Genomic DNA, 20,918 nt, shown 5'->3' with positions numbered 1-20,918 from the left:
AATTGGAATTGACATTTCGCTGGTACGGGAATAGTGACCCGGTCAAATTAGAATATATTCGTCAAATACCTGGTATGAAGGGGATTGTTTCGGCAATTTATGATATCCCAGTTGGAGAGGTATGGCCATTAAATAAAATAGGAGCGTTAAAGCAGGAAGTTGAAAAGCATGGTTTAAGCTTATCAGTAATTGAGAGCGTACCCGTACATGAAGACATTAAAATAGGTTTACCAACTCGAGATAAGTATATAGAAAATTACAAGCAGACCCTTGTTAATTTGGGTAAATGTGGCATTCCAGTTGTTTGTTATAATTTTATGCCTGTCTTTGATTGGACGAGAACGTCACTTGACCATGAGTTAGCTGATGGTTCTAAAACATTGATCTTTGAGGAAGACATCGTGAAAAAGATGGATCCACTAAGTGGAGAGCTATCTTTACCAGGGTGGGATGCTAGCTATGAGAAAGATGAATTGAGTCAGCTATTTAGTCATTATAAGAAGATTGATCATGAGAAAATATGGGCAAATCTTGAGTATTTTATCAAGGCAATCTTGCCTGTTGCAGAGGATGTTGGTGTGAAGATGGCTATTCATCCTGATGATCCACCATTCGATATTTTTGGCTTACCTAGAATTATAACGAATAAAGACAATTTAGAGCGTTTTATTAACATCTATGACAGTCCTTATAATGGCTTAACGATGTGCAGTGGTTCACTGGGGGCCGTATCAACCAATGATTTTTATGATATGCTTCGTTATTTTGGAAAGAAAGAGCGCGTGAATTTTGTACATGCTCGAAATATCAAACGTTCGGGACGATATTCTTTCCAAGAATCGGCTCATCTATCAAAAGAAGGTTCAATTGATATGTACCAAGTTATTCGTGCTTTAAGTGACTTTGATTACCAGGGTCCGATTCGTCCAGACCACGGCAGGATGATTTGGGGAGAAACAGGGAAACCAGGCTATGGCCTATTTGATCGTGCGTTAGGAGCAACATATTTAAATGGATTATGGGAAGCTGAAGTCAAAAGTCGTTTCATTCAAAAGGAGGGTAAAAATGCTGAATAACTATGGTTTTGATCTAACAGGAAAGGTTGCTGTTGTAACAGGAGGTGGAGGTGTATTAGGTAGTTATTTTTGCAAAGCTTTAGCAAAAGTAGGGGCGAAAATAGCCGTAGTTGATTTATCAGAAGCATCTGCTCAGAAAATTGCGGATGAAGTTATTGAGGAAGGAGGCACGGCATTAGGCGTTGCTTCAAATGTTTTAGACATCGATAACTTGAAGGAAGCAAAAGCGATTATTGAAAGCGAGTTAGGTGAGATAGATATTCTCATAAATGGGGCTGGAGGAAATCATCCAAACGGTACAACTGATGATGAATTCTACAGTGTCGATGCAAATAAGCAAGACCCAGATGTAAAGACGTTTTTTGATTTAGATCCAAAAGGTATCGGTTTTGTCATGGATTTGAATGTGATGGGGACCATACTACCTGCACAGGTTTTCGGTGAAAGTATGGCCAAGCGAGAAGGTGCAACGATCATTAACGTTTCATCAATGAATGCTTTTACGCCATTAACGAAGATTCCGGCATACAGTGGTGCTAAAGCAGCTATTAGTAACTTTACACAGTGGTTGGCTACTTATATGTCTAAAGTGGGGGTGCGGGTAAATGCTATTGCCCCGGGGTTTTTAATTACTACACAGAATGAGAAGTTATTAAAAAATGAAGAAGGGGATTACACGTTACGTGCGGAGAAGATTTTAAACGCTACACCTATGGGGCGTTTTGGAGAGCCTGAAGAATTAGTGGGAGCGGTACTATTCCTTGCTGACGCCCGGTTATCAAGTTTTGTGACTGGTGTGGTCGTTCCGGTGGATGGTGGTTTTTCTAGCTACTCGGGTGTTTAGAGTGCGCATGATGTGACGGTTAGTCCTATTATTAAGAAAATGATTTACGTTATGTTTGCAAATCTATCGTTAAATTAATAACCATTCATTCAAGCACAAAATTTATTGATAAGAGAAACCTGAAACAAAAGTTTACAAGTATACGCGCAGTTAAGAAAGCGCATTCGAAAATAAGGGGGGCATCACGTATGGTCAATCAAGAATTGATTATGGGCATTATCATGCATGCTGGAAATGCTAAGAGCCTAACGATGAAAGCTTTAAAGAAGGCAGAAGAAAATGAATTAGAACAGTCAAATCAATTGGTTTCAGAAGCCGATGAAGAGTTGAGTAAAGCTCATAAAATCCAGACTAACTTAATTCAGGCAGAATCACGAGGTGAGCAAACAGAACTATCGCTCTTAATGGTTCATGCGCAAGATCATCTTATGAATGCTATAACAGTAAGGGATCTAGCCAAACATGTGATTAAACTAAGTGAAAAATTAGAAGCAATCTAAATGTAAAAGCATGTTTGTTTGCACGTGTATGGTTTAGAGCGTTATTAAAATAGCTAATAAATAAAAAAGGGTGATTAGATGATTCATATTACATTAGTTTGTGCAGCAGGGATGTCGACATCTATGTTAATGGCGAAGATGAAAGAAAGTGCAAAAAAACAAGATCTTGATGCAGAAATTATTGCGATGTCAGAAGCTCAATTTGAAGCGTATACAGAAAAAACGGATGTTTTGTTGCTTGGGCCACAAATTTCTTACCTTGAAGATGAACTAAGGGAAAAATACGAACCGCAAGGAATGAAAGTTAATGTAATTAATATGGCTGATTACGGCATGATGAATGGAGACAAGGTTTTGCGTGAAGCAATTGCACTATTGGATTAAGGGACTGTCCTCATTCAAGCTTAATCGTGTTTAGAAGCTTGAGCGGGATAAACATTATAAGGAATAACTAATTGGAGGAGGGTTATAATGGGGAAGTTTAATTCACAAGAGTTTTCGAAGAAGCTATCAAAGAAAGTTAATAAAATTCAAAAAAGTAAAATTGTAAATGGGATAACAAACGGGATGATGGGTGCCTTGCCAATTACGTTGGTTGGTGCGTTTGCGGCTCTATTTATTAATTTGCCATTAGAGTTTTGGCAAAGTTTCATTGATACGAGTGGTATCCGCTCTGTATTAGAAGTTGTTATTATGTTTTCTACTGATTTCTTAGCTGTTATTTTTGCAGTCGCGATTGCGAGTAATTACGCCAAGCAATTGGGTGAGGATGGGGTTACTGCAAGTCTAATAACCTTAATGAGTTTCTTTATTGTCACACCAGTAACAGACGCAGAGGGGATAGCTATTCCTATGCACTGGCTAGGCGGTTTTGGTATCTTTACGGGGATTATTGTTGCATTGGTGGCAACCAAAATATATGTCGTAATAAAACAAAAAGGAATAACTATTAAGATGCCATCTAGTGTTCCCCCAGTGGTTTCCAATAGCTTTAGTGGTTTAATACCTGGTATTATCGCTGTTATGTTTTTTGCTGTCGTATCGGTTGCCTTTGAAGCAACACCATTAGGTTCGCTTCACGATTTAATCTATACATTTCTGCAGATTCCGCTTGAAGGACTAGGAGCGAACGTATTCTCTGTTATTATTTTGTGGACAATTGCACAATTATTATGGTTTTTCGGAATTCACGGGACCTTGGTTGTTTATTCAGTAGTATTACCAATTTTCACGGCAATGGATGCTGCCCAACTGTCAGCATATGCTGCAGGTGATCCATTACCAAATATTGTTGGCCGTGCATTTATTAGTACGTATACAATGTCAGCTAGTGCTATTGGTCTGACCCTGTTAATGTTATTTGTGGCAAAGAGCAAGCAATATAAAGCTTTAGGGAAATTGACAACGATTCCAGCTCTTTTCGGTATTTCGGAACCTTTAGTATTTGGTGTTCCTTTAGTATTTAATTTTAAATTTGCAATCCCTTTCATTTTTATGAATGCCATTAGTATATCCGTTGCTTATTTTCTAACCTTTATAGAATTGATACCAAGGGTTAATGGAATCGCACCAATAACTGGCATGCCGATTGTTATCGGAGGTTTTGTAGGGGGAAGTTGGCGAATTGCAGCTTTACAAGTAGCGTTAGTTGCTTTGCAAGTCTTAGTATGGTATCCATTCTTTAAAAAAGCAGACCGGGCTGCATTTAAAAAAGAGCAAGATGAAGAAGTGGCAGCAGAAACGGTCTAGTCACAATAAGACGGTGATGTTAAAAGAAGCGCGTCATGACCAAAAGACGTTAGATGATTTCATTTGGTAATTAAACTGTGATAAAAGCTACCGTTTCGTTATTACGTCGCTAATAAATCAATTTAAGTAAGTCACGACATAAAATCACAAAAAGTATAAAATGAAACCTTCAATTAGTGGGCGTTTTCGTTCTTCGCCCACTGATTGTTCGTTGATTGAACCAAGAGATTAGCGTCCATAGATGATTTAGTAGAGGGGGATTGTATGATAAATATTAAAGAACTAAATCAAAATTGGTTATTTACTAAAGTAAATGAAAATTCAGCTGATCATAAGGAAACACGTGTGGATCTACCGCACTGCTTTAATGCTAAAGATGGTCAGAGTGGTCATGGCATGTTTAAAGGAAAGTTTCGTTATCAAAGGAAAATAACCTTAGATCATATTTCTAATTACTATTTTCTTGAGGTAGGTGCAGCAAGTTTAGTTGCCGAGGTTTATGTGAACGATCACTATGTATGTCTCAATCGTTGTGGGTTTTCTATGTTTAGAGTGCATTTAACGCCGTATTTGGTTAATGGTGAAAATACAATTACTATTTTTGTTGATAATGCCAGACATGATGACGTGTATCCTTTAATGGCCGATTTCTCATTTTATGGCGGGTTATATAGAGATGTTAAATTAATTGAAGTAGACCATATTCACTTTGATTTAATGGATAATGGAAGAGACGGTATCTATGTTACTCAGCAAGCTTTAAATCAGGATGCTTTTGAACTATCAATAACAGGAACGATGATCAATGAGAGAAACACCGCTGATGACGTAGTCGTTGCAATTGAGTTGTTTGATCGTGAGAATAATTGTGTTTTGAAAAGCGAGAAACTCGATCAGTGTAAAGATGCATTACGTTTCGAATTTACTGAACAGATTGAAAGTCCTCATCTTTGGCAGGGGGTAAAAGATCCTTACCTCTATCAATTACACGTAAGCTTATATACCGATGGCAACCTTATCGATAACAGACAACTATCGATTGGATTTAGAACAGTAAAAGTAACCTCTGATCAAGGTATTTTATTAAATGGAGAGCCTGTTAAGTTAAATGGTGTTAGTCGTCATCAAGATTTTTCTGAAGTAGGCAATGCTTTGACGAAAGAACATATGGAAAGGGACCTTGCTTTAATAAAAGAGGTAGGTGCAAATTCCGTTCGATTGGCTCATTATCAACACCATGATTATTTTTACACGCTGTGTGATGAGGCTGGTTTATTGGTTTGGGCGGAAATCCCTTTTATTAGTGTCCCGACTACAACTGACGCAGAAAATCAAAATGCAAAAGAACAACTTGAAAAGCTGATTAAACAAGGATACAATCACAGTTCAATCTACTGTTGGGGCGTGCAAAATGAAATAACCATCGCCGTGGAAAATGAAAGAATTTATGAGTTAGTGGAAGAGCTTGTTGGTTTGGCTCGAAAATTAGATTCAAGCCGGATTATTGCGCAAGCCAATATCCACTCTGTCAATAACAATAGTTACTTAAATGGATTAACAGATATAGTTGGCTATAACCTTTATTATGGCTGGTATTATGGTGAGATGGGTGGACTAGGTGAAAGACTCGATGCGTTTAACCAAGATAGACCCAATATACCAGTCCTCGTTTCAGAATATGGGGTTGATACAAATCCTAAATTCCATAGTTATCATCCAGAAGTAAAAGATTATACAGAAGAGTACCAATTGTTATTTCAAGATAACGCCTTACGAACTTTTGAAGAACGGCCCTATGTTCTTGGTGGTTACGTATGGGCTATGTTTGATTTTGGCAGTGAAATCAGAAACGAAGGTGGAGCGAAGGGCATTAATCAAAAGGGGCTCGTGACCATTGATAGACAAACAAAAAAAGATGCTTTTTATTTGTGTAAAGCTTATTGGTCAGATGATGCATTTGTCAAATTAGCGGGCAGTAGGTTTGTAAATCGTCACAGAAAAAATAATGACATCGTTATCTTATCAAATCTGCCCCGATTGGAGTTACTGGTTAACGGAAGCAAGGTTGTTGAACGAGTGGTGACCAAGCCTTTGGAAACCGTTAAGGATGTAGCCTTAACATTAGGAGAGAACGTCATTCAAGTAAACGGCTATGACCAAGATGGGAATCAGTATCAAGATGAAATGCGAATTCATCACGTTAAGGAACAAGATAAAGGCTATACCTTTATTCAGGCGGAAGAAAAAAGTAATGTAACGAACTGGTTTGAAAAATTTGACTTAAAAGAAGTACAAGAAGTCAATGTAAAAGAGGGTTATTATTCGATTTTTGACACCATAGAAGATCTATATAAAAATCAAAAGGCAAAAGCTGTTTTTAAAAAGTATTTTGGGGACGTAATGGAAAATGACACCATGCGTCTAATGACCGGATTAATGACGGTTGAAAGTATGTCAAAACGTTCGCGTTTTAAGATTCCAAAAGAATTACTTGGCGTCATCAATAGTGAATTAAATGTTATTCCACTAAATGATGATAACAATTAAATGAACGCGGACGGACAATATAACGACAGGTAAGTTTGTCATCTCGCATAGCATAAAGTTTAATAAATTGAACGAGAATTAGGAGGCCGGGACATAACAAAAATATGCTCTCCAAATACGAATGGTGTTAGAATGTGTAGGTTTATCACATACCCGCAGAGGAAATATACTCCCTTTCTGCGGGCACGGCTTCAGCTAATTCAGTAAAGCCAAAAGCGCTTTACTGAATGGATCTTCAGCTCGTGCTGTTCCCGCTAGAGTGTCGCATATTTCCTCAGCTATTTGGTATCATTCGTTTTAATATAATAAAGACGAATAATCCATTCACAAAACAAACGGATCATTCGCAACTGATCTTACGTCTTTTACTTTTGTCCCGACCTCTTAATGGTATTAATGATCTATTCGTTCCGTCGATATTTAGACGGTTTATCTTTAATAAAATGATCCTCGTAATCATTTGCTACTTTAATAACAAGTGAGGCTAAGCCCAGAAGTGCAATTAAGTTTGGGATTACCATCAGACCGTTAAAAGTATCAGCAAGCTCCCAAATGATTTTAGCATTAATTGTTGTACCAATCACGATAAAAATGAGCACGGTCCCTCGATAGAATGTAATCCCTTTTTTACCCATCAGAAACTTAACATTCGCTTCTCCAAAGTAATACCAACTAATAATCGTTGATAAAGAGAAGAAAAACAGACAAATGGCAATAAACGTGGAGCCGAAGTTTCCAAATCCGATTGTAAAGCCTTCTTGTGTAAGTTGTGCACCAAATAGGCCAGTTGAGAAAGAGCCTGTTGTTAAAATAACGAGCGCTGTCAAGGTACAAACCACGCCGGTATCGACAATCACTCCCATAAACGAGACAAGACCTTGTTGTGCTGGGTGGTTGACCTTAGCCACAGCATGGGCATGTGGGGTAGACCCCATCCCGGCTTCATTAGAGAATAGTCCCCGCGCAACGCCGTATCGAATACTTTCTTTAACGGACACGCCGATTATGCCTCCAGTGGCTGCTGATGGATTAAAAGCACCGTGGAAAATCATTCGAAATGAAGGTAAAATCATGTCAGCATGCATAAAAATAATGATTAGTGCACCAACGATATAAAAGCCGGCCATGATTGGAACAATCATTTCAGTAAAAGAAGCAATCCGTTTAATTCCACCAATAATGATTAAGCCAACGATTAGTGCGGTAATAATCCCGGTCACAAGGTTTGGCATATTAAAGGCAACCTTAGCTGACTCAGCAATTGAATTGGATTGCACCATATTCCCCATCAAACCAAGTCCGAGGATGATTGAGACAGCAAAGAAGCCAGCAAGAAACTTACTCCCTAATCCCTTTTTAATATAGTAAGCGGGTCCACCAGTTATTTCACCATCTAACTTCTCTGTATGGAGCTGACCGAGAATTGCCTCGGCAAAGATCGTTCCCATACCAAAAAAACCACTAACCCACATCCAAAAAATGGCGCCAGGTCCCCCGGATACAATGGCTGTCGCGACCCCTGCTAAGTTGCCTGTCCCTACTTGTGCGGCAACCGCAGTTGTTAGGGCTTGAAACGGTGATATTCCATCTTTAGAGCCGTTAATATCTTTTTTCTTAAATACTCCAGTGAAAGTTTCATTCCAAGCGTGTTTGAATTTTCTAATTTGTATCGCTTTTAGTCGAAAGGTAAAAAAGATGCCTGTTCCCACCAAAAGAAATAACATAATGGGTCCCAATAAAATACTGTTAATTTTTTCAATAATATCAATGTAATTCATGTGCTTCTCCTTAAAGTTTTTTAAAAGTTTCTTAATTATCATACATCTAGAAAAGATCGTTTATCCAGATAATCGTCCGTAAAACGTCTGTCTCAAAATAAGAGAGTAGATTATTTAGGCGGAAGCTAATGGACGCTAATCTCCTGATTGACTCAGCTACCAATCAGAGGAAGGAGAACGAAAACGCCCAGTGATCGAAGGTTTTTGTTTTATGGCGAGTACTAAATCAAGGTGCTGATCGTATAGGGAGCGTGATTGATAAAAAAGCGGAATATACAGAAACTTCTTACAATAAATTAGCACAAAATTATTCGATTGGGAAGATAATTAAACAAAAAACATGTTAAATGTTGAGCATTAGGTGAACGCATTTTAAAGAATTAATAATAACGTTGTGGCAGAAAGTTAAGTTTCAGTGTGATAAGTAACGGTTAGCTACTAAAGGTTTGATTTGTAACTATTAAAATTTTTTGAAAAAGAATCGCGGTTCTTTCTTTGGATTAGAGCAACATAGAGGTAGAAAGGCTCGGCCAGAATCAGAAGCTTGGATTGAAGAATTAGTTGAAGGGGTTAGAGAAGAGCGGATTAAACCAGATTTTGTTTGGAAAGGTTATGAATTTAAAGAAGGAACGTTAACCTTATTAGATTTCTATGGTACCAATCATGATCCAAATATATGGAAAATCCAAATTTATTTAATCCTGACCGCTTTACCAATTGGGAGGAAAACCCTTTTACTTTGATTCCGCAAGGTGGGGGGACCATCATACCGGTCATCGCTGTGCAGGGGAATGGATTACCTTAGATATTATGAAGATTAGCCTAGATTGTTTGGCGAACGACATGACTTATAATGTACCGAAGCAAGATTTCAGCTATAGTTTAGTTGATATGCCAAGCATTCCGAAAAGTCGGTTTATAATGGAAAATATTAAACAAAATAAAGGTTGTTAACATCCTTGTGCTGTTAGGGTGTAAGATGCAATTAGCAAGGGTAAAGCCAATTAATCGTTATAAGGATCTGTGGTATGTATACGAAAGAGTAGCACAAATGCTGAGTCATAGTCTTGTGCTACTCATTTAATCATGTTTCTAAGTCAAAAAAAGTTGGGGTGAGCTAAACGCTCGCTCCTCGTTTGACCGTTATTGATAATACTATCATTAACATTTTTAATAAAAATCGCAATTGTGCAAGTAGTTTATATTACTTATTTGCCTTTATAAATATTACGTAAGATAAAAAAGCCAAAAAAACTAAGGATATATTCATACTAATAACATGAATTGACCAAGTAAAATAATAAGATGCATCCAAAACTATAACGCCCTGCTTGAAGCTAAGCATCGAAGATACGATTGACGGTGAAAACAAAGACAATATAGCAATAATGAGCATACTTAAACTGAATTTCCTTTTATTCTCCATTTATAATTAAACCTCCTTCTAAAGCTGTTTTAATCGTGTACTATTCAAATTCTTTGTTAACCGTAGCTAATGCTTCTCCAATGACTTGGTGCATATCATAGTATTTATAAGTCGCTAGTCTACCACCAAATAATACAGTTGGCTTTTTGTTAGCCAACGCTTTATATTGTTTGTAAATAGCATTGTTTTGATCATTGTTGATCGGGTAATAGGGTTCGAGGCCATCTGCCCATTCGACAGGATACTCCCTAGTAATGACGGTATGCTTTTGTTTGCCAAACTCAAAATGTTTATGTTCTATGATTCGCGTATAAGGGGTCTCGCGATCGGTATAATTTACAACCGCGTTACCTTGGAAGTTATCAGTTGTACTTAATACTTGTGTTTCAAACTGTAGACTTCGGTAATCGAGCACGCCAAATTGGTAATCAAAATATTGATCGATCATGCCAGTAAACACAACTTTATCTGCTAACGCTTCTAACTGGTCTCTTTCTTTGAAAAAGTCTACATTTAATTTAACGTCAACACCTGTAAGCATTTTTTCAATAATAGCCGTGTAGCCACCGATTGGAATCCCTTGATAACGATCATTAAAATAATTATTGTCATAAGTAAATCGAACAGGGAGCCGTTTAATAATAAAAGCGGGCAATTGCTTTGCCGACCTTCCCCATTGTTTTTCAGTGTAGCCTTTAATTAATTTTTCATAGATATCAGTGCCGACGAGAGAGATCGCTTGTTCTTCTAAGTTTGTCGGATTTTCAATTTTAGCTGCTATGCGTTGTTGATCAATTTTTTGTTTAGCTTGTTCTGGTGTTGTCACCCCCCACAATTTATTAAATGTGTTCATGTTAAATGGAAGATTATAAATTTCTCCTTTATAGTTAGCCACAGGAGCATTCGTATATCTATTAAATTCAGCAAATTGATTAATGTAATCCCAAATGTGCTTATTATTTGTATGGAAAATATGGGCGCCGTATTTGTGAACATGGATGTCTTCTATTTCTTCTGTATAAATATTCCCACCGACGTGTTCGCGTTGGTCAATAACAAGGCAGTTTTTCCCTCTTTTACTTGCCTCATGTGCAAATACAGATCCGAATAATCCAGCCCCAACTATTAAGTAATCGTACATGGATAGGTCTCCTTATTAATCATTTAATTATGGTTTTATTCCCTTTTTTAATTTTTTCACAATAATAAAGGTTTGGCAATACGATTGATCATTAAAATATAATCAGACCAGGATTGAAAGGTGAAAAATAAGCGAGAAGTCACACTTTCAAATGGTAAGATGTGTTATATACAACTAAGTTGTTCTAGTTGATAGAATCTTTATTTGAATGCTATCATTTAACTATTATGATGAAAGTCCATCGTGTGAAATAGCCATACGCGTGTTACAATTAATTACAACAGAAACTTAGGAGTGCTTCAAAAGGAGGCTTTTTTTATGATGCGCGTTGCCGTTGTGGAAGATGAAATTAATTATCAAAAACAGCTAATTGAATATATTGAACGATTCGAACAGGAAAGCGAAGAATCGATTGACATAGAGACGTTTTCAGATGGTGATGCATTTATTAATAGTTATAAAGCTCAATTTGATCTTATTTTAATGGATATACAAATGCCTTTGATGGATGGGATGTCTACAGCAGAAGAAATAAGAAAAATAGATTTAGAAGTGGTGATTATTTTTATAACCAATATGACGCAGTATGCCATTAAAGGCTATGCCGTCGATGCACTAGATTACGTGTTGAAGCCGATCTCATATTTTTCGCTTTCAGAACGGTTGAAACGCGCCATTAATCGTATGAAAAAAAGAGAAGCTAGATTTGTTACGATTAGGATAAAGGGTGGTGTAAGGCGCCTAAATATATCAGACATTTATTATGTGGAAAGTCAGAAGCATAAGCTTGTTTTTTTTACAAAAGAGGGAGCGTTAACGACGATTGGGACGATGAAAGAGCTAGAGAAGGAACTGTCTGGTCTGCCTTTCTTTCGTGGGCATAAAGGTTTTTTGATTAATTTAGAACATGTTGATGGCGTCAATGATAGCTGTGCGATCGTGAATGGCGAAGAGATTCCTGTCAGTCGTAATAGAAGAAAAACATTTATGGAAGCGGTCTCTAATCATTGGGGAGAGGTGTTAAAATGATCGATGTCTTTCCTGATATTCCAAGGCTATATACTGCCTTAGCGGAATGGCTAGCTTGTTTGGTTTATATCTCGATATTAAAGAAGTATTTAACAGGTTGGAGGCTTGTGGCTGTCTCGGGACTCGCACTTTGTCTGCAATCTGTTTTTTTAGTGGTAACAAGAGATTTACCTATTGGGTTTTGGATTCCTAGTATGCTTGTAGCTATTGGAATGATGTTTTTATTCATTTATATAAGTTGTCATATTACGGCGACTGAAGCAGGTTATTTTACGGTCAAGGCATTTGTTGCTGCGGAATTAGTTGCTTCATTGCAGTGGCAAGTGCAATTTTATTTGGGATATGGAGAGCAGGGTGTTCAGTTACTTGAGGTTTTATTATTAGTGGTTATCTATGGCGGTGTGTTTTCATTAATTTGGTTGCTCGAAAAAAGATATATACCTGATGATGGGAAATTAAATATTCGAAAACGTGAACTATGGGCAACAGTGATTACAGGTGTTGCTGTCTTCGGAATTAGTAATTTAAGTTTTATCACCTCTCGAACCCCGTTTAGTGGTCAATATGCTCAAGAGATTCTTAATATTCGCACCTTAGTCGATTTGGGTGGTTTTGCTATCTTATATGCCTATCATATACAGATCAACGATATAAGAATAAAACATGAATTAGAAGCTGTTCAAAACATCCTTAAAAATCAATATGTGCAATATCAGCAATCAAAAGAGAGTATTGAAATTATCAATTATAAATATCACGATTTAAAGCATCAAATTATTGCGCTTAGGGCTGAAGAGGATCCGAAGAAAAGACATGCCTTTTTAACAAAGATGGAAGAAGAGATCAAGGCTTTTGAAGCACAGAATAAGACAGGAAATCAGGTGTTAGATACATTGCTTGCAAGTAAAAATATGTATTGTATGAATCACCACATTACTTTAACATGCGTAGCTGATGGCTCGTTGCTAAATGATATGGATGTGATGGACATATGTACGATTTTTGGTAATGCACTCGACAATGCTATTGAGTATGAGAAACAAGTAGATGAAGAAAAAAGATTAATTCATGTTTCAGTTTTTGCACAAAAAGGTTTTTTGATGATTCGCTTTGAAAATTACTTTGAAGGAGAGGGTCTTAAATTAGAGGGCGGTTTACCACCAACAACAAAGAATGATACAGATAACCACGGCTATGGTTTAAAGAGTATTCGCTATACAGCACAGAAGTATGATGGTGTGGTCAATGTAGATCAAAAAAATAATTGGTTCGAGTTGAAGATACTGATTCCGGTCCGTGCAGTTAGGTCGCAAAATACTATATGAGGTTACGTATAAGTTTGAATACGCTGTTGCATGCATATTCAAACTTATTTTATTTTGCAGCTCATACAAAAAAAGCAACCATTCATGCAAATCGCATTTGTAGGTTTACATATATGTTAACGTTTTTATTAAACGTATGGGGAGAAAAGATTTAAAAAAATGAATGCCTTTACAAAACGTTGGAATGTTTGCTATTTATATTTTCTATTTGGGGCAATCATTTGTAAGCCTTTACTTAAAAGGACAAACAAAAACAGGTGTTTAATACTTGTTGCTCAGTATACCTTGTTAAGCATTCTTCCCACGCTTTAAGTATCTCTAGGTATGGTGGAATTTAGCCGGCCAAATATCATCACGATCAATAAGGAGGAAATAAACATGTCTAGGAAAAGTAAGAAAAGATTTCGCGTCATAATAAGTGTGATTTTATCGTTAGTACTGCTAATTGGAGTTGCAGGTAATGTAGCACTAGCTTATTATTCAGACGTTGTTACAGAGTTTTTTAATGAAATTGATATCGAAAGTCCGGAAGCCATTGAAGCTAGGAAGCAATCAGAAATTGTTGCAGAACAAATAGCTGATGAAGGTATAGTTCTGCTGCAAAACAATGAAGATATGTTGCCAATTTCAACAACAGATAGCAACGAAAAAGTAAGCGTTTTCGGTTGGAGCTTTACCCATCCTGTATATGGAGGGACGGGTTCTGGTGGTGTGAATGCTGAAACGACAGTAACACCAAGAAAAGGTCTGGAAAATGCAGGGTTTGAAATAAATGAAGCATTATATGAGGACTACATTGCTTTTCAAGATGAAAGACCAGAGGTTGAAATGAATGATCAAGACTGGACGATTCCGGAACCTATTGCTGCAGAATTTTATACTGAGGAACGGATGCAACAAGCAACGTCCTTTTCAGATACAGCAATCATTTTTATTGCCCGTTCTGGTGGTGAAGGTTCTGATCTTCCAAGAGTTATGGATGGTCCAGATACTTTCGGAGAGGGCGATTTTTACTCTACGGGTAGTCGCTATGGTTACGAAGATGATCTTGACCCAACTAAACACTATTTACAATTAAGTAATCGGGAACAAGATATGGTTGACATCGTTACAGAACATTTTGATGATGTGGTCGTTGTTGTAAACAGTAGCAATACTCTCGAACTTAGTTGGGTAGAAGATTACAGTGAAATTAAAAGTGTTGTGTCAATTGGAGGGCCTGGACAAAGTGGTTTTAATTCGTTAGGGAAAATATTGTCCGGAGAAGTCAATCCTTCTGGGAGAACAGTAGATATCTATACTAGAGATCTTCTTGATGCACCAGCAATAACGAATTTTGGTGATTTCAATTACATTGTTGAAACGGAAGATGGATCTTACGAACAAGCGATGGATCAAGCTGGCGTTCCTTTAAAATATGTTGATTACACAGAAGGCATTTATGTGGGACATCGATATTATGAAACAGCAGCAGATGAAGGTGTCATTGATTACTATAATGACGTGCAATTTCCATTTGGATATGGACTAAGCTACACAACATTTGAGCAAGAAGTAGTTGATGGAAGTTTAAACTGGGATGATACAGAGGTTTCCTTTGATGTGATGGTTACAAATACAGGCTCTGTGGCTGGGAAAGAAGTCGTACAAACCTACTATTCTGCACCATATACAGGTAACATTGAAAGATCAGCTAGAGATTTAGTTGCATTTGAGAAAACAGGCATGATTGAACCGGGTGAATCTGAAACGGTCACTATCTCCTACAACACAGAGGATATGGCTGCTTTCGATCATAACGGGGTATATAGCGATACCGGAGCCTATGTGCTAGAAGAAGGAGAATACACGATTTACCTTATGGATAACTCTCATGAAGTCATTGAAGAAATAGAGTCTAGAGAGCTGTCAGAAGTCGTGTTCGAGTCCGGCCGTTCTACTGATTTACAAGCCCCTATAAACCAATTTGATGATTTTGTTACGGGCGAGGGCAGTATCGACACATATCTTTCAAGGGAAAATGGCTTTGAAAATTTGGATCAGCTAGTTAACCACGAAGAATTTGCGGTTACCAATTCAGATGGCGAGACCGAGACGTTAAGAGGAAAGTTAGTAGAAAGTAGCTTTGTAGATATGGTTAATGCTGCTAGATATAACATTCCGGAAGACACCTATTCGGACGCGCCTACTACCAATGCAGATAATGGCTTAACACTCGCTGATCTCACTGGTGTAGACTACGATGATGAGCAATGGGATGAGTTATTAGATCAGATGTCAGTAGATGATCTCGTTGATCTGACAACATTAGGTGGTTATCGAACATATGAAATTGAATCTGTTGGCAAGCCGGCAACAGTGGACTATGATGGTCCCTCAGGGATTACAGCCTACATTTCTAACTCACCCGTAGCTGGTATTGCTTTTCCAGCCGGCGTGGTGCTGGCATCGACATGGAATATTGAGCTTGCCGAAAGGATGGGTGAAGCTGTAGGTGCAGAAGGTGTAGCTTATGGCACCACAGGTTGGTATGCCCCAGGAATCAATATTCACCGTACCGCATTTAGTGGAAGAAACTTTGAGTATTATTCAGAAGATCCGTTAATCTCGGGTAAAATGGCAGCGGGCACGATCAGTGGTTATGAGAGTCAAGGTGGATTTGTCTATATGAAGCACTTTGCATTAAATGATCAAGAAGAAAATAGAACCAATGCCGTGCTAACTTGGAGCAATGAGCAAGCGATGCGAGATGTGTATTTGAAGCCTTTTGAAATGGCTGTAAAAGAAGGCGGCGCAAGTGGTGTTATGTCTGGATTTAATAGTATTGGACCTGTTTGGGCGGGGGCAAATTCAAGTCTGCTTCAAGAAGTCCTGCGCAATGAATGGGGCTTCCAAGGAACAGTAAACACAGACATGTATATCATTGATTTCTACCCTTATATGGTCTATGAACAAGCCATTCGTAATGGTAATGACATGATGCTAACCGGTGTTGCACCGATGGGCGCGCCAGAGGTCGATACAAGCAGTAATGATACGTTATGGGCGATGCGAGATGCATCACATAATATCCTATATATGGTTGCAAATAGTAGAGGTGTTGAGGGTGATTTAAGTTCTACAATGCCAACATGGGTTATTATTACAATTATTGTCGATGCCTTTCTTCTTTTAGCTATAGGGGCTGGCTTTTACTACACGTTTAGAAGAAAAAATAATGAAAGTGAAGCACATGTTACAACGGGATGAACAACAAACTTAAAAGATGTTAGTGAGATAATAACCAAATAGCTGTACGAGAAAAAGTTTGAGTTTGGTGGCACGTCATTAAAGTGCCACCAATTTCTAAAAAAGAGGGATGTCGATGAAGTACAAAGAGATAATTAGCAAGATGACCCGTGAAGAAAAAGCCTCTTTGATGTCCGGGAAAGATTTTTGGCAAACGATGGACATAGAAAGACTGGGTATTCCAAGTATTTTCTTAGCCGATGGTCCGCATGGTATTCGGAAGCAGGCGGAAGCGGCAGATCACTTAGGTCTTAATGAGAGTATTCCGGCAACTTGCTTTCCAACAGCTGCAACGGTAGCGAATAGTTGGAATGAGGAGCTTGCCATGCAAATGGGTACTTACCTAGGAAAAGAGGCTGTTGAGCAAAAAGTTAATGTTTTGTTAGGACCAGGAATCAACATGAAGAGAAGTCCCTTGTCGGGGCGTAATTTTGAATATTTTAGTGAAGATCCTTATCTTGCTGGAAAACTAGCGGCTGGAATGATTAAGGGAATTCAATCTTACGGCATATCAGCTTGTGTAAAGCATTTTGCGGTCAATAACCAAGAAGAACGGCGGATGTCGATTGATACCATTGTCGATGAAAGAACCCTTAGGGAAATGTATTTAACGGCATTTGAAATGGCTGTTAAAGAAGGTGAAACAAAGGCTGTTATGTCAGCTTATAATAAGTTAAATGGTGAATATACGAACGAAAACATGGATTTAATGAAGCAAATTTTAAGGGATGACTGGAATTACGATGGTGTGGTGGTTACAGACTGGGGTGGAAGTAATGAGCGGGTTGCTGGTTTAATTGCAGGGAATGAGCTAGAAATGCCTACAACTGCTGGTGAAACCAATCAAGATATCGTCACAGCTATTGAGAGTGGGGAAATAAAGGAGGACGTACTAGATCAATGTGTTGATCGGCTACTAGACCTCGTCTTCACAACAGAAAAAGCTTTTAAACAAAAACCTAAAACCGTTGATAAAAAAGAACATCATCAGATGGCACAACGCGTCGCAGAAGAATCGATTATTCTTTTGAAAAACGAAGCAAATATCCTCCCACTTCAGCAGGATAAAACAGTCGCAGTCATTGGAGATTTTGCCAGAGAAACAAGATACCAAGGCGCAGGTTCGTCAATTGTTAATCCAACGTTTTTAGATCATCCATTAGATTTGTTGGAGGAAACTGAGCTAAACAGTATTGGTTATGAGCAAGGATTTGATCGCTATGGGAAGCGAAGTACAAGAAAAATAAATAAAGCCTGTGCATTAGCAGAACAAGCTGATGTTGTGCTATTGTATATGGGTTTGGATGAAGTGACAGAAGCAGAAGGCTTAGATCGCCAAAGTATGGACATTCCTGCGAATCAGATTGAATTATTGGATGCTTTGTATGAGGTGAATCCAAATATTGTTGTTGTTCTTTCTTGTGGTGCAGCAGTTGAGATGCCATGGATGACTAAGGTGAAAGGATTAGTCCATGCTTATTTAAGTGGTCAGGCAGGGGCAAAGGCTGTTCAAAGGATCATCACTGGGGCAGTCAATCCTTCAGGGAAGCTAGCAGAAACTTATCCTCTTCGATATGAAGACACGCCAGCCTCTCATCAATTCCCTGGTAAAGAAGTGAGTGTCGAGTACAGAGAAGGTCCGTATATTGGTTATCGTTATTATGATACAGCTGATGTTAATGTTCTTTTTCCGTTCGGTTACGGATTAAGTTATACGTCGTTTGGATATTCAGATATAAAAGTGAGTGAAGAAGGGGTTACCTTTAATATTACAAATACAGGTGAAGTTGCTGGTAAAGAAGTGGCCCAACTATATGTGAGGTGTCAGTCTAAAGCGATCTTTAGACCGGATAAAGAATTAAAAGGCTTTATAAAAGTCGACTTAAATGCTGGTGAAACAAAAACAGTAACCCTGTTATTTGATGATAAAACATTTCGTTATTTTAATGTAAAAACCAACCAGTGGGAGATTGAATCAGCTGATTATAAGATTATGATTGGTGCAGCAAGTGATGATATTCGCTTAGAAGATGTTATTTTCATAGAAGGGACGGAAGCACCGCTACCCTATGATAAAGATAAGCTTCCATCTTATTATTCTGGAAAAGTAAATGATGTTAGTATCGAAGAGTTTGAGACTCTCCTTGGCCATAAGGTACCAGATCCTAAATGGGATAGAAACAAGCCACTGGGCTATAACGATACCATTGCGCAATGTCAATATGCGAAGGGCTTGTTTGCTCGATTTGCATTTAAGTTGATTAAACTTTCTCATAAATTTTTATGGAAGATAGGAAAAAGAGATACAGCAAACTTGATTATGATGTCTGTCTATCATATGCCGTTTCGTGGTTATGCACGAATGACGGGAGGCGTGATCAATATGCCGATGGTTGATGGTGTTCTGATGATTGTAAATGGACATTTCTTTAAAGGTATGCGACATGTGTTAAGAGAAAGAAAAAAACTGGTAAAATTAAATAAGGATAAGGGTGAATTTGGCACTTCAAAAACTGGGGAAGGAGAGGTATTATGAAAAGAGGTAGTATGGAGAAAATTCATTCCTCTTCAGGGATAGCTAATTTTTGGAATAATATGAAAGAGAAATACCCGAATAGTGCACAGTTTTTTGTGTTTTTTATGCTGAGTAATGGGGTGACGGTGCTACAATTGGTATTGATGCCTGTCTTTAGAAATGTTTTTGCTCAAACAGCATTAGTGAGCACAAACTTTCAAATTTGGCAGTTAGGTACAAATATCGATGGAAGTCCATATTATATCTTTGATTTTCCTGCTGGCCCTATTTCTGAAGGTGGTGGCGGTGGTCTCGCTTTTTTTCTAGCGGTACAAATTAGTATTGCGGTTGCACAAATTATTAATTTCTTCGCACAGAGGAGTATAACGTTTAAATCAAACAGTAGTATCTGGAAGGCGGCATTTTGGTATTTTGTCGCGTATATCATTATTACCATTGTTGCAGCAATTGCCTTAGGATTCTATCAAACACCTGTCTACAACTTTTTTATGGACACATTGGGTTGGGGTAGCTTTGGAGAAACTGTAGCCGATGTAGTGACAATGATTATTAATAGTGCAATTTCATTTTGGGTGTTTTTCCCTATCTTCAAAATTATCTTTAAACAAGTGCCTGAAGAGCCTAATAAATAGATAAAGGTTGTGTAAGCATGAAATTGTTATCGGTTGTTATTCCTTGCTATAATTCTCAAGATTATATGAGCGATTGCATTGAATCCCTTTTACCTGGTCGTGAGGATGTGGAGCTGCTCATCGTCAATGATGGCTCGGTTGATCAAACAGGGATTATTGCTGATGATTATGCAAACAAGTACCCTGACATGATAAACGTCATTCATCAGCGTAATGGCGGTCATGGGGAAGCAGTAAACACAGGTATTCGACATGCGAATGGCTTGTATTTTAAGGTCGTTGATAGTGATGACTGGGTAGATATTCGAGCTTATCTAAAGGTCTTGAAAACGTTGCGGAGCTTAAAGGAAGAAGAGTTAACCGTAGATATGCTCATTAGTAATTTTGTCTACGAAAAAGAAGGTGCAAAGTATAAAAAGGTCATGAGATATGATGATGTCCTTCCTGAGGGGACGATCTTTCGGTGGAAAGACATTAAAGATTTCCGAAAAAGTCAATATTTGATGATGCATTCTATTATTTATCGAACACAATTATTAAGAGATTCTGGGTTGAAACTTCCTAAGCATACGTTCTATGTTGATAATCTCTATGTCTATCAACCATTGCCATTAGTAAAGACAATCTACTATTTGAATGTTGATTTTTACCGTTATTTCATTGGTCGAGACGATCAATCTGTCAATGAAAACATGATGATAAAACGGATTGATCAACAAATTAAGGTCAATAAACTTATGGTCGAGCAAGTTGATTTAAGGTTAATTGATGATGTTAAGCTTCAACGCTATATGCTTCATCAATTGGAAATTGTCACTGTTATTTCTGCTATCTTCCTGATTCGTTCAGGCACGAGAGAGAATTTGCGTAAGAAAAAGCAACTAATGATCTATATTCGAAACAAAGACCCGGAAATGTACCATAATATAAGATTTGGACTTTTAGGTCACTTAATAAACCTACCCGGTTGGTTTGGTCGGAGAATTTCAGTAGGGGCCTATAAACTGTCTCGAAAAATGATTGGATTTAATTAGAAACGACAACCAT

General features: G+C 37.9%; 15 protein-coding genes. 13 read left to right on the top strand and 2 right to left on the bottom strand.

Annotated features, from left to right (window positions below; all coding sequences use genetic code 11):
* The first annotated feature begins 2 nt into the window (after positions 1–2).
* The 6 genes from uxuA to B494_RS0105365 all read left to right on the top strand — a co-directional run bounded on the left by uxuA (position 3) and on the right by B494_RS0105365 (position 6,716).
* Positions 3–1,076 carry a mannonate dehydratase gene (gene uxuA, locus B494_RS0105390; protein WP_017471352.1) on the top strand — a complete coding sequence of 358 codons (1,074 nt, stop codon included), beginning with the start codon at positions 3–5 and terminating at the stop codon, positions 1,074–1,076.
* A complete protein-coding gene (locus B494_RS0105385) occupies positions 1,066–1,920 on the top strand; it encodes an SDR family oxidoreductase (protein ID WP_017471351.1) in 855 nt (284 codons plus the stop codon). The genes uxuA and B494_RS0105385 overlap by 11 nt, the downstream gene beginning before the upstream one ends.
* 188 nt (positions 1,921–2,108) lie before the next feature.
* Positions 2,109–2,420: a PTS lactose/cellobiose transporter subunit IIA gene (locus tag B494_RS0105380; RefSeq protein WP_017471350.1), complete on the top strand. Its 312-nt coding sequence runs from the start codon at positions 2,109–2,111 to the stop codon at positions 2,418–2,420.
* Between the two features lie 78 nt (positions 2,421–2,498).
* On the top strand, positions 2,499–2,804 hold the full coding sequence (locus tag B494_RS0105375) for a PTS sugar transporter subunit IIB (protein ID WP_017471349.1): 306 nt from the start codon (positions 2,499–2,501) through the stop codon (positions 2,802–2,804).
* Positions 2,805–2,891: 87 nt separating this feature from the next.
* Complete coding sequence (locus tag B494_RS0105370) at positions 2,892–4,169, top strand: PTS sugar transporter subunit IIC (RefSeq protein ID WP_017471348.1); 1,278 nt, start codon at positions 2,892–2,894, stop codon at positions 4,167–4,169.
* Between the two features lie 264 nt (positions 4,170–4,433).
* Positions 4,434–6,716 (top strand): glycoside hydrolase family 2 protein, encoded by a 2,283-nt coding sequence (locus tag B494_RS0105365; RefSeq protein ID WP_017471347.1) that lies wholly within the window; start codon positions 4,434–4,436, stop codon positions 6,714–6,716.
* A gap of 401 nt (positions 6,717–7,117) precedes the next feature.
* Here B494_RS0105365 and B494_RS0105360 read toward each other — a convergent pair whose 3' ends face one another.
* A complete protein-coding gene (locus B494_RS0105360) occupies positions 7,118–8,494 on the bottom strand; it encodes an alanine/glycine:cation symporter family protein (protein ID WP_017471346.1) in 1,377 nt (458 codons plus the stop codon).
* 470 nt (positions 8,495–8,964) lie between these two features.
* Between B494_RS0105360 and B494_RS21635 the strand changes: the two genes are divergently transcribed.
* Positions 8,965–9,237 (top strand): hypothetical protein, encoded by a 273-nt coding sequence (locus B494_RS21635; RefSeq protein WP_026065160.1) that lies wholly within the window; start codon positions 8,965–8,967, stop codon positions 9,235–9,237.
* A 723-nt stretch (positions 9,238–9,960) separates the two neighbouring features.
* On the opposite strand, the gene glf is transcribed toward B494_RS21635, so the two are convergent.
* The gene (gene glf / locus B494_RS0105345) at positions 9,961–11,061 is read right to left on the bottom strand and encodes a UDP-galactopyranose mutase (protein WP_017471344.1); all 1,101 of its coding nucleotides are present in this window, start codon (positions 11,059–11,061) and stop codon (positions 9,961–9,963) included.
* A 318-nt stretch (positions 11,062–11,379) separates the two neighbouring features.
* Between glf and B494_RS0105340 the strand changes: the two genes are divergently transcribed.
* From B494_RS0105340 to B494_RS0105315, 6 genes are all read left to right on the top strand, one after another.
* A complete protein-coding gene (locus B494_RS0105340; protein ID WP_017471343.1) occupies positions 11,380–12,090 on the top strand; it encodes a LytR/AlgR family response regulator transcription factor in 711 nt (236 codons plus the stop codon).
* Positions 12,087–13,415 (top strand): ATP-binding protein, encoded by a 1,329-nt coding sequence (locus B494_RS0105335; RefSeq protein WP_017471342.1) that lies wholly within the window; start codon positions 12,087–12,089, stop codon positions 13,413–13,415. The genes B494_RS0105340 and B494_RS0105335 overlap by 4 nt, the downstream gene beginning before the upstream one ends.
* A gap of 378 nt (positions 13,416–13,793) precedes the next feature.
* Positions 13,794–16,664, top strand: coding sequence for a glycoside hydrolase family 3 N-terminal domain-containing protein (locus tag B494_RS19865; RefSeq protein WP_017471341.1), 2,871 nt, complete (start codon positions 13,794–13,796; stop codon positions 16,662–16,664).
* A 115-nt stretch (positions 16,665–16,779) separates the two neighbouring features.
* Positions 16,780–19,239: a beta-glucosidase family protein gene (locus B494_RS0105325; protein ID WP_017471340.1), complete on the top strand. Its 2,460-nt coding sequence runs from the start codon at positions 16,780–16,782 to the stop codon at positions 19,237–19,239.
* On the top strand, positions 19,236–19,871 hold the full coding sequence (locus B494_RS0105320) for a hypothetical protein (RefSeq protein WP_017471339.1): 636 nt from the start codon (positions 19,236–19,238) through the stop codon (positions 19,869–19,871). Before B494_RS0105325 ends, B494_RS0105320 begins: the two co-directional genes overlap by 4 nt.
* Before the next feature lie 17 nt (positions 19,872–19,888).
* Positions 19,889–20,905, top strand: coding sequence for a glycosyltransferase family 2 protein (locus B494_RS0105315; RefSeq protein ID WP_017471338.1), 1,017 nt, complete (start codon positions 19,889–19,891; stop codon positions 20,903–20,905).
* Positions 20,906–20,918 lie beyond the last annotated feature (13 nt).

This window comes from Amphibacillus jilinensis Y1, from assembly GCF_000306965.1.
Classification (GTDB): Bacteria; Bacillota; Bacilli; order Bacillales; family Amphibacillaceae; genus Amphibacillus_C; species Amphibacillus_C jilinensis.
This window is presented reverse-complemented; position numbering and strand designations above follow the sequence as displayed.